At 66.0% G+C, this 20,725-nt stretch carries 21 protein-coding genes; 3 read left to right on the top strand and 18 right to left on the bottom strand.

Annotated elements, in window-relative coordinates:
* Window positions 1–3 precede the first annotated feature (3 nt).
* From ACHMW8_RS04145 to ACHMW8_RS04100, 10 genes are all read right to left on the bottom strand, one after another.
* Window positions 4–684 (bottom strand): acetoacetate decarboxylase family protein, encoded by a 681-nt coding sequence (locus tag ACHMW8_RS04145; RefSeq protein WP_395444838.1) that lies wholly within the window; start codon window positions 682–684, stop codon window positions 4–6.
* An 8-nt stretch (window positions 685–692) separates the two neighbouring features.
* A complete protein-coding gene (locus tag ACHMW8_RS04140; RefSeq protein WP_395444837.1) occupies window positions 693–1,346 on the bottom strand; it encodes a hypothetical protein in 654 nt (217 codons plus the stop codon).
* Between the two features lie 47 nt (window positions 1,347–1,393).
* The gene (locus ACHMW8_RS04135) at window positions 1,394–2,737 is read right to left on the bottom strand and encodes an MFS transporter (protein ID WP_395444836.1); all 1,344 of its coding nucleotides are present in this window, start codon (window positions 2,735–2,737) and stop codon (window positions 1,394–1,396) included.
* Window positions 2,734–3,753, bottom strand: coding sequence for a zinc-dependent alcohol dehydrogenase family protein (locus tag ACHMW8_RS04130; protein ID WP_125155253.1), 1,020 nt, complete (start codon window positions 3,751–3,753; stop codon window positions 2,734–2,736). The genes ACHMW8_RS04135 and ACHMW8_RS04130 overlap by 4 nt, the downstream gene beginning before the upstream one ends.
* 83 nt (window positions 3,754–3,836) lie before the next feature.
* Window positions 3,837–5,972, bottom strand: a complete 2,136-nt coding sequence (locus tag ACHMW8_RS04125; RefSeq protein ID WP_255414576.1) for a TonB-dependent receptor — start codon at window positions 5,970–5,972, stop codon at window positions 3,837–3,839.
* A 399-nt stretch (window positions 5,973–6,371) separates the two neighbouring features.
* A complete protein-coding gene (locus tag ACHMW8_RS04120) occupies window positions 6,372–7,298 on the bottom strand; it encodes a polysaccharide deacetylase family protein (RefSeq protein WP_395444835.1) in 927 nt (308 codons plus the stop codon).
* Window positions 7,299–7,301: 3 nt separating this feature from the next.
* Window positions 7,302–8,249, bottom strand: coding sequence for a polysaccharide deacetylase family protein (locus ACHMW8_RS04115; protein WP_395444834.1), 948 nt, complete (start codon window positions 8,247–8,249; stop codon window positions 7,302–7,304).
* Window positions 8,250–8,253: 4 nt separating this feature from the next.
* A complete protein-coding gene (locus tag ACHMW8_RS04110) occupies window positions 8,254–9,153 on the bottom strand; it encodes an oxaloacetate decarboxylase (protein WP_395444833.1) in 900 nt (299 codons plus the stop codon).
* Window positions 9,146–9,643 (bottom strand): 3-isopropylmalate dehydratase, encoded by a 498-nt coding sequence (locus tag ACHMW8_RS04105; protein WP_125155258.1) that lies wholly within the window; start codon window positions 9,641–9,643, stop codon window positions 9,146–9,148. The genes ACHMW8_RS04110 and ACHMW8_RS04105 overlap by 8 nt, the downstream gene beginning before the upstream one ends.
* Window positions 9,643–10,914, bottom strand: a complete 1,272-nt coding sequence (locus ACHMW8_RS04100) for a 3-isopropylmalate dehydratase large subunit (RefSeq protein ID WP_395444832.1) — start codon at window positions 10,912–10,914, stop codon at window positions 9,643–9,645. The genes ACHMW8_RS04105 and ACHMW8_RS04100 overlap by 1 nt, the downstream gene beginning before the upstream one ends.
* A gap of 243 nt (window positions 10,915–11,157) precedes the next feature.
* On the opposite strand from ACHMW8_RS04100, the gene ACHMW8_RS04095 reads away from it, so the two are divergent.
* Window positions 11,158–12,348 carry an acyl-CoA dehydrogenase gene (locus ACHMW8_RS04095; RefSeq protein ID WP_395444831.1) on the top strand — a complete coding sequence of 397 codons (1,191 nt, stop codon included), beginning with the start codon at window positions 11,158–11,160 and terminating at the stop codon, window positions 12,346–12,348.
* A gap of 29 nt (window positions 12,349–12,377) precedes the next feature.
* A complete protein-coding gene (locus ACHMW8_RS04090; protein WP_199743342.1) occupies window positions 12,378–13,070 on the top strand; it encodes an isochorismatase family protein in 693 nt (230 codons plus the stop codon).
* Here ACHMW8_RS04090 and ACHMW8_RS04085 read toward each other — a convergent pair whose 3' ends face one another.
* Window positions 13,071–14,294: a CaiB/BaiF CoA-transferase family protein gene (locus ACHMW8_RS04085; protein ID WP_125155261.1), complete on the bottom strand. Its 1,224-nt coding sequence runs from the start codon at window positions 14,292–14,294 to the stop codon at window positions 13,071–13,073. It abuts the gene before it with no gap.
* Between the two features lie 104 nt (window positions 14,295–14,398).
* Window positions 14,399–15,178: an oxaloacetate decarboxylase gene (locus ACHMW8_RS04080; protein WP_395444830.1), complete on the bottom strand. Its 780-nt coding sequence runs from the start codon at window positions 15,176–15,178 to the stop codon at window positions 14,399–14,401.
* A gap of 309 nt (window positions 15,179–15,487) precedes the next feature.
* On the opposite strand from ACHMW8_RS04080, the gene ACHMW8_RS04075 reads away from it, so the two are divergent.
* A complete protein-coding gene (locus ACHMW8_RS04075; RefSeq protein ID WP_125155263.1) occupies window positions 15,488–16,285 on the top strand; it encodes a helix-turn-helix domain-containing protein in 798 nt (265 codons plus the stop codon).
* A gap of 121 nt (window positions 16,286–16,406) precedes the next feature.
* Here ACHMW8_RS04075 and ACHMW8_RS04070 read toward each other — a convergent pair whose 3' ends face one another.
* The 6 genes from ACHMW8_RS04070 to ACHMW8_RS04045 form a co-directional block, all read right to left on the bottom strand.
* Entirely contained in the window at window positions 16,407–16,970 is a 564-nt protein-coding gene (locus ACHMW8_RS04070) for an HdeD family acid-resistance protein (protein ID WP_395444829.1), read from the bottom strand.
* Window positions 16,971–17,204: 234 nt separating this feature from the next.
* Window positions 17,205–17,441 (bottom strand): hypothetical protein, encoded by a 237-nt coding sequence (locus ACHMW8_RS04065; RefSeq protein ID WP_125155265.1) that lies wholly within the window; start codon window positions 17,439–17,441, stop codon window positions 17,205–17,207.
* A gap of 88 nt (window positions 17,442–17,529) precedes the next feature.
* The gene (locus ACHMW8_RS04060; RefSeq protein WP_395444828.1) at window positions 17,530–19,014 is read right to left on the bottom strand and encodes an amidohydrolase; all 1,485 of its coding nucleotides are present in this window, start codon (window positions 19,012–19,014) and stop codon (window positions 17,530–17,532) included.
* A gap of 115 nt (window positions 19,015–19,129) precedes the next feature.
* A complete protein-coding gene (locus ACHMW8_RS04055) occupies window positions 19,130–19,933 on the bottom strand; it encodes a FecR family protein (RefSeq protein WP_395444827.1) in 804 nt (267 codons plus the stop codon).
* Window positions 19,914–20,162 carry a FecR/PupR family sigma factor regulator gene (locus tag ACHMW8_RS04050; protein WP_395444826.1) on the bottom strand — a complete coding sequence of 83 codons (249 nt, stop codon included), beginning with the start codon at window positions 20,160–20,162 and terminating at the stop codon, window positions 19,914–19,916. The genes ACHMW8_RS04055 and ACHMW8_RS04050 overlap by 20 nt, the downstream gene beginning before the upstream one ends.
* The gene (locus ACHMW8_RS04045) at window positions 20,116–20,691 is read right to left on the bottom strand and encodes an RNA polymerase sigma factor (RefSeq protein WP_125155268.1); all 576 of its coding nucleotides are present in this window, start codon (window positions 20,689–20,691) and stop codon (window positions 20,116–20,118) included. Before ACHMW8_RS04045 ends, ACHMW8_RS04050 begins: the two co-directional genes overlap by 47 nt.
* Window positions 20,692–20,725: the final 34 nt, after the last annotated feature.

The following is a 20,725-nucleotide window of genomic DNA, read 5'->3' as shown; positions in this document are numbered from 1 at the left end:
TGATCACCTGCCGGAGACGAGCCTTGATCCCCCCAGGTCGATGCCGAACTCCATCAGATAGGCCGACGAGACGGTCACGGGCCCCAGCAGCGCTGCGGCGTCTCCAGCCAGGGTCAATTCGGCGTTCGCCTCGCGGATGCGGTGGATCACGTCTTCATTGTGCCATTCAAGCGTGACGTCGGGCTGATCAGCGAACTGGCGCACGCCGTAGACGCGCAGGAACCTGTGCAGCGGGGTCGTGTCGAGGTCGACCTCTTCGCCAGGGCGGACGACCATCTCGATCTCCCGCCGACCGCCGCGCGCCACCCAGCCGCCGACCGGCGCCCGTGAAGGCCACACGAGACGAGCGACGCCCGCGGGCACGCGGCCGATCTCGATTTGGGCATGCTCTCCGACCCAGCCGCTCAGATGCGCGTGCCGCACGATCTGGCGCGAGTTGAAGTAGGCGGCGGCGAACCAGGTGCCTTCTCCAGCCGGCCCATCGCACGGAATGGCGATATTGGCCTCTAGAAACGAGCGCTCGCGGACCGTGCTCGTCTCGCTGTAGAGCGAGCACCAGACCAGGTAGATGAAGGCCCGGTCGGCGATGGCCGTGAGGGGCGCGGGCAGCAGCTTCGCCGCGCGGCCCGGTTCCAGCTCGCAGACCGCGGCGAGCGAGGTCTGTCCGCAGGCGCGTTTGATCATCGATGGGTTCACAAGCGTTGTCCGACCGCGAGATCGTAGACCACGCCGAGCGACCAGGCGTCGCCTCGCACCGTGCCCGACCAGCCCATCCCCTCGGCGAAGGTGGCGCTACCGACGCCTGTCCAGAGGTCGGCGACCCGCGGGTCGATAGCGGTTACGAGCCACAAGCCACGATCGATATCGTGGCCGGGCGCCGTCACGTCGCCGTAGCGGACCCTGTTGACCCAGCGCAGCAGGCCCTCGGGAGTTTTGGCCGCCGGCTGTTCGAGGGTGATGTCGAGGTCGACGATCGGCCGTCCGCCGATGGTCCGGGCTGTCGCCGCGCAACCCCGCCCGGGCGCGCCGCCCTCATAGTAGGGGCAGGCGGCGTGGAAGCGGGTCATCTCGACGTCGGCGACGGCGATGCCCCGGTCGCTCTTGGCGCCCGAGAGCATGAGGTAGGGATAGTGGAACGCGGTCGCGGGCTGGCCGCCCACCTCGCAGCCGTAGCCGACCGCGACCTCCGTCCAAAGCGCCTCTTGCGGCTCCAGGGGCTTCTTCGCCCAGAGGTCGAGGTCGATGGAGTCGGCGAACAACAGGACCGCGGGGCCGGTGCGCGGGCAGGCCGGATCGACGATCAGGTCCTCGAGGCCCTTCGGGGGCTCGAAGGAAAGCACGAGCAAGTCCTGGCCTATCTTCATCGCCTACGCCTCGTTCGACATGTGACGCCCTATGCCTGGCCCAACCAGGTCGACCGGCTGACGGTGTCGCGGTATTCCTTGATCGTCAGCAGCACGATGATCACCGCTATGACCGTCGCCACGGTGTTGACGGCCATCAGGCCCAGACCGACGCCGCTCGGCCCGGGGAAAAGGGTGTCGGACAGGAACCCGACCGCGAACGCGCCTCCGCCCAGGGAGATCAGGCCGGTGACGAGGGTGAAGAGGCCCGTGACCTGTCCGCGCAGTTCGTTGGGCGTGATTTCGTTGAGCCCCGCGAGCGCCGCGACGTATGACCAAGTGCCGGGGACCGTGACGAGGATGAAGCCGAGGTAGGCGAGCGGCGCCGTCGGGGCCGCGCACATCAGCGCCCCGCAGGTCATCACGACCAACCCTTGGAAAGCGATCACCAATAGAGGGCCGTCTTGACGGCCACGCTTGCGCAGCCAGTTCAGCACCCATCCGGCGCTCAGGCTGCTGAAGACCCCGATCGGCAGGAAGCCGACCCCGAATGCTACGCTGACTTCGCTGGCGCTCCAGCCATAGCGCCGGATGAAGTGCGTCGGCAGCCAGGCCAGTTGGGCGTAGACCGTGATCATGATCAGGGCCGCGCCGCTGATCACCGCGAGGTAGGAGAAACGGTTCTTCGCGAGAGCCTGCTTCAGGGACATGGAGGACCCGGTCGCGACCGCGCCTTTTTCTCGACGAACGGGTTCGCGCACCGTGGTCAGGGCCAGGATGGCCAGCAGTAGACCAGGCACGCCGACGAGGATGAAGACGATCTCCCAGTTCTTCATCCCTGCGAGCATCGTCCAACCCAGCCCCTTCACGAAGCCGGAGAGGTGCAGCGCCACGGCCCCCAGAAGATAGGCCAGGCCGATGCCCAGCGTGCTGCCCAGCATGAAGACGCTGAAGGCGCGTCCACGGCGTTCGGGCGGGAAATAGTCGGCGATCAGCGACGCCGCGGCGGGCGAAACGCTCGCCTCGCCGATACCCACGAAAATTCGGGCGATGAAAAAGCCCATGAAGTCGCGGGCGTAGGCGCAGGCTATGGTCGCCAGGCTCCACACGCAGATGCCCGCGGCCAGGAGCGTGCGCCTGCTGTGGCGGTCGACGAAGCGGCCAAGCGGTATGGCGAACAGGCTATAGGAAACGCCGAAGGCCGCGCCTTGCAGCACGCCCATCTCGGTGTCCGTCAGCCCAAGGTCGGTCTGGATTGGAATGACGAGGATGCCGATGGCGATGCGGTCCAGGATCGCGAACGCGTAGGCGAACGCCAGGACGGCGACAACGTACCAGGCTCGGACGGGCGAGGGCCAAGGCGCAACGCTGGTGGGGGCGCTCTCGGTCGTCATAGTGCGTTCCCGCCGATGAGCTCGGGATTGGGCAGGATCACGACCTTGCCGTCCCGCGCCGCGCCGCTCTCCATTTCGTGACGCATGGCGTCCTTGAAATCACTGAGCGGATAGGTCGCGGCGATCTTGGCGACGAGCAGGCCGTCCGCCGACCAGTTGGCCAAGGACGTCATCATCTTCTGCTTGTCGTCGACGGACAGGTCGACCTCGAAATAGGGAGTGCAGAATCCGCGCAACGTCAGGTCCCGCATCAGGAAAAGGTCGCCGGCCACCTGGCAGGGTTGGCCCGACATCATGCCGTAAACCGCGAGCACGCCTCCAATGTCCAGGCTCTCGGCCATGCGGTTCGTCGCCGCGCCGGCCACCGCGTCGATGCCATAGCGGATTTTCGCGCCGCCGGTGGCTTCCGAGACGCGTTCCCGCAGATCGTCGCCGTCGACCACCACCTTGTCCGCGCCTAGCGCGAGCAGATCGGGAACGAGTTCCTGGCGCCGCACGACATTGATGGTCTTCAGGCCCAGTTGCTTGGCGATGCTGATGTTGAACCGGCCGCAGCTGGAATTCGCCGCGTTCTGAAGGACCCACTCGCCAGGCTTCAAATCAACGACGCGTGTCATCATCGCGTAGCTGGTCGCGCCGTTGATCGGCATCAGCGACAACTGCACCGGATCGCCGTGATTGACGGCCTTGGTCAGCTTCTCGGTCTTGACCTTTACATACTGGCTGAAAGTGCCGCCGCGACGGGGAAGAAAGACGCGATCCCCGATCTCGAAGCCGCCGTCGGCGCCGATCTGGGCGATGCGTCCGCACGCTTCGATGCCGGCCATGGCCGGCGGCGCGGGCGCCCACTGGGGCAGGCGCCCCTCCATGTAGAAGAGGTCCGCCATGTGGATCGGCGTGGCCTCGATCTGCACGATCGCTTCGTCGGCCTGCGGGTCACCTAGATCGATCGTATCAAGTTCGGCCACCTCGAGAGGGGCGCCGTTGCGCTTATAGACGACCGCCAAGGTTTTCATCAGGCCACTCGCAAGTTCGAAGAAAGCACACTCAGGTTCGATCCCGGGGGCGCCCGCCAGCGGCGTCCCCGGGACCTGTCAGACTAGTAGTTGAAGCTGATCCGAGCCATCACGACGCGAGGGTCGGCCGGGTAGCCGGCCACTGACGGCGAGGTGGCGTTGGCGACCTGCAGTACAGCCGCGTAGTACTTCTCGTTCGCGAGGTTCTTGCCCTCGACCGAGAAGGTCCAATGGCCGTTCGGGGTCTGATAGGCGACCGACGCGTTGAGCAAGCCGCGCGAGCCCGTCTTCTCGAGATCGACGGTGTTCGACACGTTGTTCCAGTAGCCGGAGATGTAGGTCCAGCCGCCATTCAGACGGATCTTGCCCTGGATGTCGAGGTCGGGGGTGTAGGTGAAGCCAGCCGAGGCCTGCGTCGGGATGAGCGCCTTGATCTCGCGATCCTGGCAGTTGCGGATGACGTTGTAGGCGTCGCTGCAAGAGAACGGCGCGGTGTACTTGCCGTCCTGGTGCGAGAAGGAGCCGTAGAGCTCGAGCGCCTGGTTTGGCCGATAGTTGGCCTCCAGTTCGATGCCCTGGACCCGGGCGCCCGTCGCGTTGGACGTATAGGTGTTGACCGTTCCGGGGAAATAGACCGGCAGTTGCAGGCCGTTGTACACGGCCCTGAAGATCGCGCCGTTCAGACGGAAGCGGTTGTCGGGCGTCTGGTACTTGAAGCCAGCTTCGTAGCTTTTGACCTTTTCCGGATCATAGGCGATCGGGCCGCCTTCGATCCCCGTACCGGTATTGGTGTTTGGCGAGATGGCGTTGAAGCCGCCGCTCTTGAAGCCCTTGGTGAAGGACACGTAGGTCATGAACGACGGTTGGATCTGCCATTCCAGCCCGATCTTCGGCGTCCAGGCCTTCCAGTCCTGCTTCGCGGCCTGACCGTAGGTCCGCTGCGTATAATAGGCCTGCGTGAATTTGGTCTGTTCGTAGGTGTAGCGAAGACCGCCCGTCAGCCCGACGGTGTCGGTGATCTTGAACGTCCCCTGGGCATAGGCCGCCGCGGCGTCCGTCTTGCGATACAGGTTCTTGGGCGGCGACGTGATCGGCTCGAAGTCGTAGGCGTTTTCGTTGAAGTAGTAGACTCCGACGACGCCCTTGAACCGTTCCGTGTCGTAGCTCGCGTTGAACTCCTGGCTCCAACTTTTGTCGTGAATGTCGAAGTCGATCAGGATCGGCGCGGTGTTCGTCACCATCACCAGCGGAATGATCAACCGATTGTTCAGGCGCCGATAGCTGCTGATGGAGTTCAGGGTCCAGTCGCCGACCTCGTAGCGGGCCTGCACGCCGGCGCCCCAGGACGTCAGGTTGCCGTAGTGTTTCCCGGTGATCTCGGTGGTGAACGGATCGCGGTCGGGCTTGGCGAGCGGAAAGGTGACCCCAGGATAGTTGGTCAGGTTGACGCCCGTCAGGGAATGGGACTTGTCCTTGGTGTAGTCGGCGGTCGCCGTGATGGTGAACCTGTCGGTGGGCGTGTAGTGCAGCTTCCCGCGCGTCGAGATGAGGTTGCGGTTGTTCAGCTTGTCGCCGGTGATCGTGTTCTCCACGAGCCCGTCTCGGCGGCGGTAAAGCCCGCTGATCGAGGCGGTGAGATTGTCCGCGAGCGGACCCGCGACATAGGCGCGGGCGTCAAGGGTGTTGAAGCTGCCGTAGGCGACGTCGCCTGACACCTCCGGTGTCTGGCCGGGCGTCTTGGTGATGATGTTGATCGCGCCGCCCGAGGCGTTGCGGCCATAGAGGGTGCCTTGCGGCCCCCGCAGCACTTCCACCCGATCCACGTCGGAGAAGTCGAACAGCGCGCCGTTGGTGCGCGGCATATAGGCGCCGTCCACGTAGATCGCCACGGCCGGGTCGGCCAGGATGCCGGAGTTGTCCTGCCCCGCACCGCGAATATAGATCCGGGCTGCGTTGGACACGGCGGTCGGGGGCGAGATCAGGGTGTTGGGAAGGCTGTTGCTGAGGTCGCGAACGCTCGTGATCTGACGGTTCTTGAGCGTTTGGGCGGTGAGGGCGGTCACAGCCACGGGCGAGCGCTGAAGGTTCTCGGACGTGCGTTGAGCGGTGACGATGATTTCTTCCAGAGCGCTCTGATCGTTCGCTTGATCCTGGGCCCAGGCTCCAGGCGCCGATAGCAAAGCTGCCGACGAGACCGTCGCGAAGACTGTAATTCCCATATAAATGGAAGACTTGCGCCTATAGATCTTAGTCATTTTTCTACGGTCCCCTTCTGTGTCGCGTATATTGGTGCGTTTTTATAAATCCGTAACTTTGGAGTGCGAAAATCCAAGGCGCGGCTCGGCGCCAATTGATGATCTCATCACGCAGACTATGTGCGGGTCTTCGGATTTGAACCTGAAATAAGGTACATGATCGTCTATCGGATATGCGCTCCGCCCACGCACAGAAATCACGAGCACGGATCAGCAGAAAAACGAAGCTCAACGCCAGTCAAAGCGCCGGCGTCATCACAACCTGTCCTTGTCTGAAATTTTCTGGAGCGCTCAGGGACTCTCGATACCAGGCGTGATCTTCCTCGCCCTGGCCTTTGATGGGCCGGGCGAGGCGAACCAGGCTCAGGCCTGCTCGCTCTCCGCGAACAGATCCGCGGCCTCGCCGGCCGTGACCGCCGCGAAGCCGCTCGCGCCCGCCAGACCGGCGAGCATCCGGCGAAGGGACGCGATCCGGAAAGGCTGGCCAGCCACATAAGGCGTCAGCGTGAACCCGAGCACCCGGCCGCCGAAACGCTCGGCGTCGCCTGAAAGGTAGGCCTGCGCGGCCAGAACCTGATCGGCCCATTGGTCCTCGGTCTGGCGTCGATCGTTCAAAAGCGCGCGGTCATCCAATTCGTTGGAGATAGGCAGCGAAAGGATCCCGCCGGCCGGCGTCGCCATCGGCAGCGGAACCTCGTCCGACTCCCAATCCAGGCAGACCTCGAAGCCCGCTCCGGCGAGCAATTCCAGTGTGGAGAACGACTGCTGCCGAGCTGGGCTCATCCATGTCCTGGGCGAAAGTCCCGCCTCGGCGAACGCCGCCTTGGTCTCCTCGATCCAGGCGTTCTCGATCTCGCGGTCCAGGCCGCCCCAGTGGATGTGATCGGTGTCGACTCCGTAGGCCGCCACCTCGTGGCCGTCTTCCAGGATCGACTCGATGAGCGGCTTCAACCGCGGCAGCAACACGGCGTTGATCGGGAAGGTAGCCTTGAGACCTTCCCGCTTGAGGGCGTCGAGGATGCGGAAGACACCGACGCGAGCGCCATAGTCGCGGGTGGTGTAGTGGCGCAGGTCCGGATAGGGCGTGACCATCGCGCCCGGATGCTTGAACGGCTTGCCCGACGGATTGAGCATGTGATGCTCGAGCGGAACGACGATGACGCCAAGCACCGACGTTCCGCCTGGCCAGGCGATCCTTGGCCGCGAGATCGCCGGCCGCCAGTCGTACAGCGATTGGTCCATGCCGTAGGCGCGATGCGGATAGTCCAGATATTCCGAGGGCATCGGCATCGGTCAGTCCTCCGTCAGTTCGAAGCCGGTCCCGCCGGTCGCCAGTCCTCTGGCCTCGATGTCGGCGACCGTCTGGTCCCAGTACTGTTCGCGATAGACCTGGGCGATCTCGGCGGCGGTCGCGAACCAGACGTCGGAGCCGTGGTCGACGATATGGGTCAGGGCGTCTTCGAACGCGCGGATGCGGTGTGGCTGGCCGACCAGATAGGCGTGAAGCGGGATGCACATCACCGTGCCGCTGCGGTCGCCCTCCTCCAGCAACTGGTCAAAGTGCCGCTTCAGCACCTCGGCGTAACGCCAGGGATCCATGGCGAGCGCGCCATAGGTGATGACGTCGTTGACCTCCAGCGAATAGGGCATCGAGACGAGACGCCCGCTTTTGGTCTTCAGCGGCTGCGGCTGGTCGTCCTGGAAGAGGTCGCAGGTGTACCAGAAGTCGTATTCCGCCAGCAGGTCGAAGGTCCGCTCTGTGTGGGTGAGCGCCGGGGCCAGATAGCCGCGGATCCGCTGCCCGGTGGCGTTCTGGATCGAGCGGATCGAGTCCTCGATGATAGCCCGCTCCTGGGCTTCATCCATGCCGTAGGAGTAGCGGGTGTTGTAGATGCCGTGGGAGAAGAACTCCCAATTGCGCTTGGCGCAGGCCTCGATGATTTCCGGATGGTGGTCGATGAGCGCGGTCGACAGCGAGATCGAGCCGCGCAGGCCAAAGCGATCCATCAATTCCATCAGCCGCCAATGACCGACGCGGTTGCCCCAGTCGCGCTGGGAATAGCCGACCACATCCGGGGACGGTTTGGGCCAGCCCGGCCGCGACGGGTTCTTCGGCGGGTCGAATTCGTAGAACTCGATGTTGGGCGCGATCCAGAAGGCGAGCTTCTTGCCGCCTGGCCAGACGATCTTGGGCCGGTTCCGATACGGCCAATAGTCGTAGAGGTTCGGATCGGCGCGCATGGACTCAGCGCTCCGCGGCCGCACGGTAGAGCTCCAATTTGAGGCCTGGATCGTAGCGATCTCCGAGCGCGGCCATCTCGTCGATGCCGAGGCGCTCGTTCAGTCCCTTGAAGTCGAGCATGCTGCGCAGCATCGGCTGAGTGGAGCCGTTTTCGCGCAGGCTCTTCAGGAAGACTTCGGCCTGATGCACCAGATTGCGCACGAGCGCGCCCGGCGAGATCACCAGCTTGAAGCCCATGTCGGAGAGCTGGGCCAGGGTGAAGGGCGGCGTCGTTCCTCCCTCCACCATGTTGGCGATGAGCGGAACGCCAGGCAGGGCCTTCACGATGGCTCTCATCTCCGCCTCGGTGCGCGGCGCTTCGACGAAAATGACGTCGGCTCCGGTCTCGCGATAGCGCACCGCCCGCTCGATCGCTTCCTCGAAGCCGATCACGGAGATGGCGTCCGTTCGCGCGATCACCAGGGTCTCGGCGGACTCGCGGGCGTCAAGCACGGCGGCGAGCTTGCCGCACATCTCCTCCACGGAGATCACCGTCTTGCCCGCCAAGTGGCCGCAGCGCTTGGGGAAGGACTGGTCCTCGATTTGCATCGCCGAGGCCCCGGCGCGCTCCAGCAGCTTGATCGTGCGGCGAGCGCTGATCGAGCCGCCGAAGCCGGTGTCGGCGTCGACGATGATCGGCACGGACACCCGTTCGCGAATCCGCGCCGTCACGTCGACCACATGGTCGAGGCTTACGAGCCCGATGTCGGGCCTGCCTAGCTGGGTGTAGGAGATCGCCGCGCCCGAAAGATAGACCGCCTCGAACCCGGCGTTCTCGATCATCAGCGCCGAAAGAGGATCGTAGGCCCCGGGGGCGAGAAGGGCCTCACTCCCGGCCAGCCTCTGCGACAGGGTTTTATTCATCGTCGGACTCCGGCGCCGCCAGACGGCGCTTTAGGTGCGGCAATAGCCCGCCGTCGCGGATCATCGCCATGATATGACGGGGGAGGGGCTCGAGCTCATAGGTCTTGCCCGTCGTTAGGTTATCGAGGGCGCCTTCCTCCAAGCGGATCTGCAACTGATCGCCTGGCGAGATTTCAGCCGCCTGTCGGAACACGACCGCCGGGACGCCGAGATTGATGGCGTTGCGGAAGAAGATTCGCGCGAATGACGTCGCCAAGACCGCCGAGACGCCCAGCAGCTTCAGTGACACCGCCGCCTGTTCGCGCGATGACCCCATACCGAAATTGGCGCCGGCGACCACGAGATCGCCCTGACGCACGCTGGAGGGGAAGGACGGGTCGAGCGCCTCCAGGCAATGGCTGGCGAGTTCCCGAGCGCTGGATTTCATGTAGGCGCCGGGCGCCAGGAGGTCGGTGTCGACATTGTCGCCGAAGACGAACGCGCGGCCCATCACGCCGCTTCCTGTTCGAGAAGCTCGCGGGGATCGCTGATCGCGCCCACGACGGCGGCGGCGGCCACCGAATAGGGCGAGCCCAGGAAGACCTTCGCGCCCGATGAGCCCATGCGGCCCTGGAAGTTGCGGTTGGTCGAGGAGATGCAAACCTCGCCCTGAGCCAGCACGCCGGCCCCGTAGCCCGCGCAGGCGCCGCAGCCGGACGGCATCAGCGTGGCGCCGGCTTCCATCAGCACGGAGAGCGTGCCGTCGGCGGCGGCCAAGGCCGTGGTTTTCGACGAGGCCGGCGCCACGAGCAGCCGCACGCCGGGCGCGACCCTGCGGCCCTTGAGCACGGTCGCGGCCATGCGCAGATCCTCGATCTTCGCCCCCACGCAGGCGCCGATATAGGCTTGGTCGATCTTCTGGCCGGCCAGCTCACCGACGTCGAAGGTGTTGGCCGGTGAGTGCGGCGCGGCGATCTGCGGGGCGAGTTCCGATGCGTCGAAGACATGGGTCGCGGCGAAGACGGCGTCAGGATCGGAGGCGAGCGCCAGGGCGGCGACTTCGTCCTCCACAGGACGACCGCGCTCGCGCAGATAGGCGAAGGTGACGTCGTCGGGCGCGACGACGCCCGTCTCGGCTCCGAGTTCGGCGGCCATGTTGGCCAGCACCATTCTTTCGGGCATGCCCATGGCCTCGACGGCGGTCCCCGCGTACTCAATGGCGCGGAAGGCGTTGTCGAGGCCGAGCGTCTTGCAGAGACGCAACATGACGTCCTTGGCCGAGATCCCGCGCCGCAAGCGGCCGTTCAGGATCACGCGCACGGTCTCAGGGCATTGGAGCCAGGTCTCGCCTGTGGCCACGATGCCCGCCATGTCGGTCGCGCCATAGCCCGCCGCATAGGTTCCGAAGGCGCCGGCCGTCGGCGTGTGGCTGTCCCCGCCGGCGATAAAGGCGCCGGGGCGGATCAGGCCGTGGTCGGGCAGGACCAGGTGGCTAATGCCAACCATGTCGAAGAAATTGCGCACGCCATAGTCGCGGACGAATTCACGGGTGACGCGCAGGATCTCGGCGGTCTCGGCGTCGACGGCGGGAACGTAGTGGTCGGAGACGATGACCACCTTGTCGGGGTCCCAGAGCCCGATGCCGAGCTCCTCGAGCATCGGGCGCCAACGGCGCGGGCCTGAGGAGTCATGAGCGAAGGCCAAGTCGACCTTGGCGGTCACCATCTGGCCGGGTTTGACGCTGTTCAAGCCGGCGGCGCGCGCGATGATCTTCTCGACCATTGTCATCGCGGCCCGGCTCTCCGCATCCCCGATCGCACCAGGCAACAGCTTGCTCTCCCCGCTCCTTCGCATCATGGGCCCACCCTAAGCGGCGGCGCGGATCCGTATAGGTCGAAGCTACAGCCTTATCCGCTGTGCGACCAAGACCGTCTCCGAACTGGCGATCCGGCCGGGCTCGGCGGAGTTGGAACGCGAGCACGAACCGATAGCGGCCGATCCCAAAGTCCGGCCAGAGGAGCATCCATGTCCGCCGCCCCAGGGCAAAGCCAGAAGACGTTTCGCTGGGAAGATCCACTCGACCTCGCCGCTCGACTCACTGACGAAGAGCGGATGATCTGGGAGACAGCGCGGCAGTACGCCCGCGAAAAGCTCATGCCCCGGGTCGTTGAAGCCTATGCCGAGGAGCGCTTCGACCGAGAGATCCTCACGGAAATGGGCGCGTTGGGTTTCCTCGGCCCGACCCTGCCCGAAGAGTACGGCGGCGCTGGCGTCAGCCACGTCGCCTATGGGCTCATCGCCCGCGAAATCGAGGCTGCCGATTCCGGCTATCGGTCCGCGATGAGCGTGCAATCCTCACTCGTCATGTATCCGATCCATGCCTTCGGCTCCGAGGCGCAGAAGCGGAAGTTCCTGCCGGCCATGGCGGCGGGCGAGGTGGTGGGGTGCTTCGGCTTGACCGAACCCGACGGCGGCTCCGATCCGGCCTCCATGCGCACGGTCGCCAAAAAGGTTGACGGCGGCTATGTGCTCAATGGCGCCAAGATGTGGATCACCAACAGCCCCATCTGCGACGTGGCCATCGTTCGGGCCAAGCTCGACGGCGTGATCCGCGGCTTCCTTGTCGAGCGGGGCGGGGAAGGCTTCAGCACACCCACGATCCGTAACAAGCTGTCGTTGCGCGCCTCCGTCACTGGAGAGATCGCGCTGGCCGACGTGTTCGTGCCCGAGGACATGATCTTGCCGGGCGTATCGGGCCTGCGCGGGCCGTTCTCCTGTCTCAACAAGGCGCGCTACGGGATCGCCTGGGGCGCCATGGGCGCCGCCGAGTTCTGCCTCCACGCCAGCCGCGACTATGTCTCCAGCCGCTCGCTGTTCGGGCGCTCGCTCGCGTCGCGTCAGCTCGTCCAGAAGAAGCTCGCCGACATGCAGACCGAGATCGCGCTCGGCTTCGAAGGGGCCTTGGCGCTCGGCCGGCTGCTCGACGAGGGGGCGTGGGTTCCCGAGGCCATCTCGATGATGAAGCGCAACAACTGCGGCAAGGCGCTCGACATCGCCCGTGTCGCTCGCGATATGCACGGCGGCAACGGAATTTCCGGCGAGTATCACGTCATGCGTCACGCCGCGAACCTCGAGACGGTGAACACCTACGAGGGCGCCCATGACGTCCACGCCCTGATCCTGGGCCGCGCCATCACCGGCGAGAGCGCCTTCTAGAATGACCCGCAAGCAAGGGAGTTGAACCGATGACGGATCTTGTCTTCGAACCAACCATGGTCCGCGAGCACAAAACCGCGCGCGAGCTCTACGATGTCGTGAAAGCCAACCCCGCCCGGGCGCGGTTCGGCTTTGGCGAGAAGCTGGCGATCATGAATATCGACTTTCAGCAGGCCTATACGCGGCCCGATCTGTTTCCGAAGAGCGCCTATGTCACCGACCCGAGGCAGATCGAACACACCAACCGCATATCGGCCCTCGCGCGCGCCAAGGGCATGCCAGTGATCTGGAGCCGCGTCGCCTATAAGCCCGACGGGGGCGACGCGGGCGTCTGGGGTACGCGAACCGATACGCCAGATTCCCTGCAGAACATTAAGTACGAGAGCGAGCGCCATCTGTTCGATCCGCGGGTGGAGATCGACGAAGCGCGCGACCTCGTGTTCACCAAGCGGATGCCATCGGCCTTCTTCGAGACGCCGCTGGCCAGCTACCTCGTCTGGCACAAGGTCGACACCGTCGTGATCACCGGTGGCTCGACCTCGGGCTGCGTGCGGGCGACGGCGGTGGACTCGCTCTCCCACGGCTACCGCACCATCGTTCCGGAGCAGTGCGTCGCCGACAAGCATGAGAGCTACCACTTCGCCAATCTAACCGACCTTCTGCTCAAGTACGCCGATGTGGTTGATGTCGGTGAGGTCGAGGCTTGGCTTTCCGCGCGGTAGTCAGATCGCGCCCTTCGACGCCAGGCTGTCGAGCGCGTCCTCCGAAAGCCCCAGGCGTTCGGCCAGAACGGCGCGGGTGTCGGCGCCCAGGGCCGGCGGCGCCAAGCGATACTCCAGCGGCGTCCGCGAAAGCCGGATCGGCGAGGCGACGGTGCGGATCGGCGCTTCAAGGTCGTCGCGGGCCTGCTCGACCACGGCGCCGCGCGCGATCGCTTGAGGTTCGGCGAAGGCCTGGGCGACCGAATTGATCGGGCCGCAAGGCACGCCGGCGCGATCGAGCAGTCGCGCCCATTCCGCCGTCGTGCGTCCGCGCAAATGCGACCTCAGGACCTCCACGAGCTCGGCTCTGTTCCTGACGCGCGAGGCGTTGGTCTGGAACCTCGGATCGGTCGCCAGTTCGTCGTCGCAAAGGGCCGCGAAGGCGCGAAACTGGGCGTCGTTGCCGATCGCCAGGACCAGGGCGCCGTCAGCGGTCTCGAACACCTGATAGGGAACCAGGTTCGGGTGAGCATTGCCCAGCCGCCCGGGCGATCGCCCCGAAGCCAGGTAGTTCGACGCCTGGTTGGCGAGCATGCTCAGCTGGACGTCGAACAAGGCCAGATCGATGTGCTGACCCTGCCCGGTCGCCCGCACGTGCAGCAGGGCCGCCAGGATCGCGGTCGCCGCGTACATGCCGGTGAACAGGTCGACGACGGCCACGCCCGTCTTCATGGGCTCGTCGCCCGGCGCGCCGGCGGGTTGGCCCGTGATGGACATCAGTCCGCCCATGGCCTGGATCATGGCGTCGTAACCAGCGCGACTGGCCTCCGGCCCCGTCTGGCCAAAGCCGGTGATCGAACAGTAGATCAGCCTGGGGTTCAGCTTGGCGAGACTGGCGTAGTCGAGACCATGGCGGCCGAGTCCGCCCACCTTGAAGTTTTCGACGAGAATGTCGGCCTGCATCGCCAAGGCGCGGACGATGTCTCGACCTTCCTCGGTCGCCAGGTTCGCGGTGACCGACCTTTTGTTGCGGTTGGCCGAAGTGAAGTAGGCCGCGTCGCGGCGCGCGTCCGCCTCGTTGTCACCGTCGAGGAACGGCGGGCCCCAGGCGCGGGTGTCATCGCCGGCCCCAGGCCTTTCGATCTTGACCACTTCGGCGCCCAGATCGGCAAGTGTCTGGGTCGCCCATGGCCCCGCGAGCACGCGCGTGAGATCCAGCACCGTTACGCCCCTAAGAGGTCCCAAAAGCCCGCTCTCCTAATTTGGCGAGAACACTAGCGTCACCGGGGCGGTCGACGAGGGGGCTCGCGCGCGCTACCCGAACTGCGGATAGCGGCGCACGGAAGGCGTCAGGATTTCATGACTCCGATGGGCCGAAGCCGGCGCGGTGGCGTGAGGCCGCTCAGCGCCCGCGGCGCGGCTTGCGACATAGCGTTCAGGAGGGCGAACGGGCTCAACGCCATCGCATAGCCGAGATCTTCCAGCACCGCCGCCGTCATACCTTCGCCGCGGTCGAACTCGAGGTCGTAGATCAACGGGATGCGGCCGGCGAAGTGCGCCGCCACCCGCTGTGCTGACGCGCGATCCGAAGCGCGATCCACCAGAATCAGGTCGGCTCCGGCTTCGAGATAGGCCTCCAGGCGGTCGAGCGCCGCGGCCAAGCCTTCAACACCCGCGGCCTGGGTGCGGACGATGATCAAGGCGTCCGCCCGCGTGTCGAGAGCCGCCTTGAGCTTGCCGATCATGTCGGCCGGACGGACGACAATGTCGCCATCGCCCTCCTGCGCGCTGCCGGGGCTGACGGCGTCCGAGATGTTGATCGCCGAGGCGCCGGCGCGCTCGAACAGCTTAACCGTCCGGATGACGTTGAGCGCGTTGCCGTATCCAGCCTGGGCGTCGACGATCAAAGGCAGATCGGAGCTTTCGCGGATGGACCGCGTGAGGTCGGCGATCTCTCCGAACGTGACCTGATCCTCGTCGGGGCGACCGTACCGGGCCATGGCCACCGTACGGGGCGACAGACCGAGCGCGACGGCCCCGGCTTCGGCGGCGATACGGGCGCTGAAGGCGTCCCAGCAGCCCGGCGCCGCCAGCAGGCCGCCGCCGCCCCGCGCGCGCGCGGCCACCATGGCTTCGAAGTTCGACACGTGGGCCTTTGCGGCCATGCTGCGTCAGTTCCCCCGAGAGTCCAACGGGAAATAGCTTTGTAAGCATAGGGAGAGCTTTCGAAACCGTCACGCGTTGGGCGCCTAACCCTCGGCGGGCGCCCGCAACTTAATCCGCTTAGCCGCTGGTCGGTCGTTTAGGCGAGCCAAACTTCCCATCCGGCTCGATTGAAGTTCAAATTTTATCGCCTGGCGGATAAATATGGCTAAGCGGTTCGCGAGCGTGGAATCCGGCACAGAGTTTCGAACAATGTTCTGAGGAGAGCTCGCCAAATGGAAAAAGGCGTTCCCATTCGGTCCGTTACCCGAAGCCTGGCCGTCCTGCGGGCGATCAACCGCGCCGGCTCCTTGTCGATGATGGATATCGCCGTTCAGTCGAAGGTTCCCTATCCGACCGCCTGTCGGATTGTGCAGACCTTGCTGCACGAGGGCATGATCGAGCGAGAGCCCGCCAGAAAGCACTATCGCCCGACGGCGCTCGTTCAGACGCTCGCCAGCGGTTACCAAGACTTCAGCCGGGTCACCTCAATCGCGCGCCCCCATATCGTCGCCCTGACGAAGAAGCATCTCTGGCCGATGTTGATCGCCACCCGCGTCGGGCAATCGATGATGGTGCGCGACAGCACCCATGCCCTGACATCGTTGAGCTTCAACAACTACCATCCTGGCGACACCTTCCCCTTGCTCGAGTGCGCGTCCGGGCGGGCCTACATGGCGTTCGCCACCGAAGAGGAGAGGGCGGGCATTCTGGAGAGCATCGACGAGGTCGGGCCGGGAATCGATCCGCATACGCTATCGCTGTTCCAGTCGGGCATCCTATTTGAAGAGATCCGCGACGCGGGCTATGCGACGCGCGCCAGGAACCGCTTCACCTCCACGCCGGGCAAGACGTCCTCGATCGCCGCGCCCATTTTCGAAGACGGCGTGGTCTGCGGCGCGTTGACGCTGGTGTTCTTCTCTTCCGCGATAAAGATGGACGAGGCCGCCAGCCGCTACGCCGACGATCTGATCGCGGCCGCCCGGATGATCAGCGATGAGCTGCGGGACGTTCAGGGCCGCGCGGCCGCCTGACGCTATCCGACAGGCGGCGCCGGGCGCGGCCATTTTCGGCCCTACGCCTGCCGGTTCCACTCCGGCATCTCGGCGGCCTCGCGCGCTGGCGGGGCTTGAGCTGCCTTGCCGTAGACGACCTCTAGGTCCTGACCTCGTGTTTCACGGTCCCGCCGACGAACAGGTAGGCGACGCCCGTGCTGATGAAGTTGAAGCCGAGGATCACGCCCAGCGAGATCAGCGAGGTCCCAGGCAGGCCCGAGACGATGGCGAGCGACAGAAGGATGCTCGTCACGGCGGACACCAGCATCCAGGCCCAGCCCTTTTCGGGCCGCAGATGGAACGCCAGCATCATTTCGAACGCGCCCTGGACCATGAAGAGCGCGCCAAGGCAGATGGTCAGGCCAAGCGCGCCGACGTCCGGGCGCATCAGAATGAAGACGCCCCCGGCGATCGACAGGAGCGAACTCAGGAGGGCGCCGAAGAAGGGGCCCGCCTCGCGGATCGAGAAGGACGCGAACAGCGTCGCCAGGCCGAAGATGAAGACCAGCCAGCCCACGAAGGCGGTGGCCACCAGGGTCGAAAGAACGGGGAACACCAGCGCCGCGACGCCGACCACCAGCAGTGCGCCGCCGAGCCACATCAGGCGGTTGGCCCCCTTTTTGATCTGAACGCCAAAGGGGCTCTCGAAATGCGAGGTGGTCATGACTTGCTCCTCTCGACCATGCGGTGCGGCCTCGGCGCCCAACGCCGCCAAGCCGGCGGATGAGGCCGTCCGATCGGGCTCCCATCCGAGACCCCACAATGCGCGGCGGGCGCGGCTCCGTATTGATCGCCGTCAAGCTTCCCCGCGGGCGATGCGGGACGTCATGGTGCGTTGGAAGCAGGGAACGGTGCGCGGGCCTTTGAAATACGGGCCCGGGTCAGGCTTTGGAGGCGCTCAGGCGGCCTCGGACCGGGCGGTTTCGAAATTCGACGGCGTTGTCTGTATCCGCCGCGCCAGTCGCGCCTGGATCCGCTCCCAGGTCTTCAGCTTGATCGGCTCGCCCTTGCGCAGCTTGGTCCAGGTCGTCTCGCTGATCCCGTAGACGTCGGTCAGGTGCTCGCGGGTGATCGCCGGCAGGGCGGCCTTCAGGGCTTCGAAGCGCTCGAGGCTGATGGTGATGGTCTGGATCACGTCGAACTCCAATGGGCGTCGAAAGAGGCGCGGCCGGCGCCCGGGAGGACGGCGCCGGCCGCTGACGATCGCTTGGGGGAAGCGATCGTTATTCGCGTCCCGCCGAGGCGGGCTTGCGGTAGTCCAGAGCCGGCGGGCGGTCGCCCAGCATGGCCTTGTAGGCGAAGTTGGGGCCGCGACGCTGGTCCAGTTCGGCCTTCGCCTTCTTGACGACGTCGGGATTGGAGAAGAGATCCGCGCCGGTCAGGGCCAGGGTCTTGGCGGCGTTGACCGCGCCCTTGACGCCGATCGAGGAGCCGGCGGCGGCCACGTTCTGCCAGCTGTGTCCGGCCGAGCCCGGAACGAAGGTGGCGGTGCCTAGGCCGACGGTCGGGGTGACCCAGCTGATGTCGGAGACGTCCGTCGAGCCGCCGCCGCCTTCCAGTTCGATCTTGTAGGGTTCGATCGTCTTGACGGTGTCGATCGACGGCGCGCCGGGCAGGGTCTCCTGCATCTTCTTGGCGAAGGCCTGCTCCTCGGGAGTCCAGGTAATGCCGCCGACCTTGCGCAGGTTGGCGTCCATGACGCGGCCCAGGGTGTCGTTGGGCAGCAGGGCGTAAACGCCGCCGGTGATTTCCTTGTCGACCGTCGTGCCGGTGGCCAGGGCCGCGCCCTCCGCGGCCTTCTCGACCCGCGACCAGACGTCCTTGACGACGGCGGGATCGGGGTGGCGGACGTAGTAATAGACCTCGGCGAAGTCGGGGACGACGTTGGGCGCGGTGCCGCCGGCGGTGATCACATAGTGGATGCGCGTCTTGTCGGGGGTGTGCTCGCGCAGGAAGTTGGTGGCCACGTCCATGACCTCGACGCCGTCCAGCGCCGAGCGGCCCTTCTCGGGCGCGCCGGCGGCGTGGGCCGAGACGCCGTGGAAGCGGAACTTGCCGCTGATATTGGCCATCGACACGCCCTGAACGGCCGAGTTCGCGTTGGCCGGATGCCAGTGCAGCGTGGCGTCGACGTCGTTGAACAGGCCGTCGCGGACCAGATAGACCTTGCCCGAGCCGCCTTCCTCGGCGGGCGTGCCGAACACGCGCAGCTCGCCCTTGATGTTGTTCTTGACCATCCAGTCCTTGATGGCGACGGCGGCGCCGACCGAGGCCGCGCCGAACAGGTTGTGGCCGCAGCCGTGGCCGGCGATCTGGCCAGGGATCGCGGTCTTCACCGGCGTGGCGGTCTGAGCCAGGCCGGGCAGGGCGTCGAATTCGGCGAGGATGGCGATGACCGGGCCGGCGCCGTTTTTGAAGCTGGCCACGAAGGCGGTGGGTTCGCCCGCGACGCCGGCCTTCACGTCGAAGCCGGCCGCCTTCAGCTGGCCTTGCAGCAGGGCCGAGCTCTTGACCTCCTGATAGCCGACCTCGGCGAAGCCCCAGATCTTCAGGGCCGCGTCCTGGATCTGCGGGGCGTCAGCGTCGACGGCCTTGAGGATCTGGGCGCGGGCGGCGTCGCTGAGCGGCGCGGCTTGGGCCTGGGTCATGAGCACGCCCGTCGCCATGCTGGCGGACAGAAGGGCGAGCTTCAGAGCGGAAAGCTTCATGGAACGGTTTCCCCGGTGGCGAAGGACGACGCCAGACAGGCGCCCATCTATACGACGTAGGGCGAAGAGCGCTCCTCACCTGGAGCGTGAAAAATTTGTCGGGCCGCGCGGCGCGTCAGGCGCGGGGGCGCACCAGTTCGACCCGCTCGCCGTCGGCGCGGCCGACGTCGGCCAGGCCGTAGGTCTTGAGCGCGGCCACGAACGCGTCGATCTGACCCGTCTTGAAGACGCCGCTGACCGGCGTGGCCCCCAGGCCCGGATCGGCCAGCATCAGCTTGCGCTCGGAGAAGCGGTTCATCTCGGCGACGACGGCCGACAGCGGTTCGCCGTCGAACACCAGCCGCCCCTTCAGCCAGGCGGATTCCTTGGCGGTGTCGACGGCCGAGATCAGCCAGTCGGCGGGATCGGCGGCCACGAAGCGCGAGCCCGCCGACATCTCGACGCGCCGTTCGCCCCCATGTCCATTGGCGGGCGCGTCGGCGGCGATGCGGACCCGGCCCTCGACCAGCGTCACCGACAGCTTGCCCGGCTCCATGCGCACGTCGAAGGCCGTGCCAACGGCGGTGACGCGCTTGTCGCCGGCCGCGACCACGAAGGGGCGCGAGGGATCCTTGGCGACCTGGAAGAAGGCCTGGCCGCGCAGCAGCGTCAGCCGCCGCTCCTCGGCCCAATGGTTCACCCGCACGGCGGAGTCGGTGCTGAGGGTCACCACCGAATTGTCCGCGAGACGGAAGGTCGAGCGCTCGCCTACCGCCGTGCTGAACACCGGTTCGTCGGCCGCCGGCGCGCGCGAAGCCTCTCCGCTCAGCCAGCGCTTGCCGACGATGCCGCCGCCGACGGCGGCGACCAGACCGGCGGCCGCCAGACCCAGGGCGCGGCGATCCCAATGCGGACGCTTTTCACCCGCGCCCCAGCGCATCGGCGCGCAGGGCCGCGAAGGCCGGATCGCGCTCGATGGCGGCGAGGTTGTTCCAGGTGCGGTCGAGATCTTCCCATGCGGCGGCGTTGCGGGCGTCGGCCTTCAGCCAGCGCTCGAATTCCCGCCGGTCGCGCGGCGGCACGTCATCGCCTTGCAGTCGCGCGAACCAGAGGGCGGCCGCGCTATCCGGGTCGTCGTGTATCTCTTTGCCCGACGTGGTCGACGTCATCCTGGTCTCGCAGACGCGCGTGCAGGTGACGCAGCGCCTTCATCACATGTTTCTCGACAGCGCTGACGGAGACCCCCAGGCGCTGGGCGACGAGCTTGTAGCTCATCTCCTCGAAGCGCACGAGAATGAAAACCCGTCGCGTGCGTTCCGGCAGCTCGTTGAGGGCCGCCATGGCGCGCGCCATCTGCTCACGTCCCTGTAAGACGCGTTCGGGCGAGACTTCATCAACGGGATGATGAATTTCTTGCAGTTCGCAGTGGTCGGACCGCCGACGGGTGCGGTCGCGCCGTCCGCGATCGATCAGGACATTGGCCGCGACCTCGAAGAGATAGCCCTCGACATTGGTCACCACGGCGCCCGGCTGTCGCTTCTGGATTCGGAGGAGAACCTCCTGCACCAGATCCTCGACGTCGTTTGCGTTCGCGCGACGGGAGAAGAAGGCGCGCAGCGCCGGCGTGAAGCGCGCGCCGCTGTCCGACAGGTCGCGAACCTCCCCGGGAGGTTCGGCGGGCTTGCGGCCCCAGATCATTGTTTACGCCCCGACATGACCGTCAGGTGAAATT

Source organism: Caulobacter sp. UC70_42 (genome assembly GCF_044056025.1).
Taxonomy (GTDB): Bacteria; Pseudomonadota; Alphaproteobacteria; order Caulobacterales; family Caulobacteraceae; genus Caulobacter.
Note: the sequence above shows the minus strand (reverse complement) of the source record. Positions and strands in the feature narration are given on the sequence as shown.

What these genes read in the sequence shown, in the direction of transcription:
- ACHMW8_RS04080 (WP_395444830.1), bottom strand. Translation starts at nt 15,178, where the DNA reads ATGGTGGCCGCGCGCGCGCGGGGCGGCGGCGGCCTGCTGGCGGCGCCG.
- ACHMW8_RS04045 (WP_125155268.1), bottom strand. Translation starts at nt 20,691, where the DNA reads ATGATCTGGGGCCGCAAGCCCGCCGAACCTCCCGGGGAGGTTCGCGAC.
- ACHMW8_RS04060 (WP_395444828.1), bottom strand. Translation starts at nt 19,014, where the DNA reads ATGAAGCTTTCCGCTCTGAAGCTCGCCCTTCTGTCCGCCAGCATGGCG.
- ACHMW8_RS04100 (WP_395444832.1), bottom strand. Translation starts at nt 10,914, where the DNA reads ATGGTCGAGAAGATCATCGCGCGCGCCGCCGGCTTGAACAGCGTCAAA.
- ACHMW8_RS04125 (WP_255414576.1), bottom strand. Translation starts at nt 5,972, where the DNA reads ATGGGAATTACAGTCTTCGCGACGGTCTCGTCGGCAGCTTTGCTATCG.
- ACHMW8_RS04055 (WP_395444827.1), bottom strand. Translation starts at nt 19,933, where the DNA reads ATGCGCTGGGGCGCGGGTGAAAAGCGTCCGCATTGGGATCGCCGCGCC.
- ACHMW8_RS04110 (WP_395444833.1), bottom strand. Translation starts at nt 9,153, where the DNA reads ATGAATAAAACCCTGTCGCAGAGGCTGGCCGGGAGTGAGGCCCTTCTC.
- ACHMW8_RS04075 (WP_125155263.1), top strand. Translation starts at nt 15,488, where the DNA reads ATGGAAAAAGGCGTTCCCATTCGGTCCGTTACCCGAAGCCTGGCCGTC.
- ACHMW8_RS04120 (WP_395444835.1), bottom strand. Translation starts at nt 7,298, where the DNA reads ATGCCGATGCCCTCGGAATATCTGGACTATCCGCATCGCGCCTACGGC.
- ACHMW8_RS04105 (WP_125155258.1), bottom strand. Translation starts at nt 9,643, where the DNA reads ATGGGCCGCGCGTTCGTCTTCGGCGACAATGTCGACACCGACCTCCTG.
- ACHMW8_RS04115 (WP_395444834.1), bottom strand. Translation starts at nt 8,249, where the DNA reads ATGCGCGCCGATCCGAACCTCTACGACTATTGGCCGTATCGGAACCGG.
- ACHMW8_RS04095 (WP_395444831.1), top strand. Translation starts at nt 11,158, where the DNA reads ATGTCCGCCGCCCCAGGGCAAAGCCAGAAGACGTTTCGCTGGGAAGAT.
- ACHMW8_RS04070 (WP_395444829.1), bottom strand. Translation starts at nt 16,970, where the DNA reads ATGACCACCTCGCATTTCGAGAGCCCCTTTGGCGTTCAGATCAAAAAG.
- ACHMW8_RS04130 (WP_125155253.1), bottom strand. Translation starts at nt 3,753, where the DNA reads ATGAAAACCTTGGCGGTCGTCTATAAGCGCAACGGCGCCCCTCTCGAG.
- ACHMW8_RS04135 (WP_395444836.1), bottom strand. Translation starts at nt 2,737, where the DNA reads ATGACGACCGAGAGCGCCCCCACCAGCGTTGCGCCTTGGCCCTCGCCC.
- ACHMW8_RS04050 (WP_395444826.1), bottom strand. Translation starts at nt 20,162, where the DNA reads ATGACGTCGACCACGTCGGGCAAAGAGATACACGACGACCCGGATAGC.
- ACHMW8_RS04090 (WP_199743342.1), top strand. Translation starts at nt 12,378, where the DNA reads ATGACGGATCTTGTCTTCGAACCAACCATGGTCCGCGAGCACAAAACC.
- ACHMW8_RS04145 (WP_395444838.1), bottom strand. Translation starts at nt 684, where the DNA reads ATGATCAAACGCGCCTGCGGACAGACCTCGCTCGCCGCGGTCTGCGAG.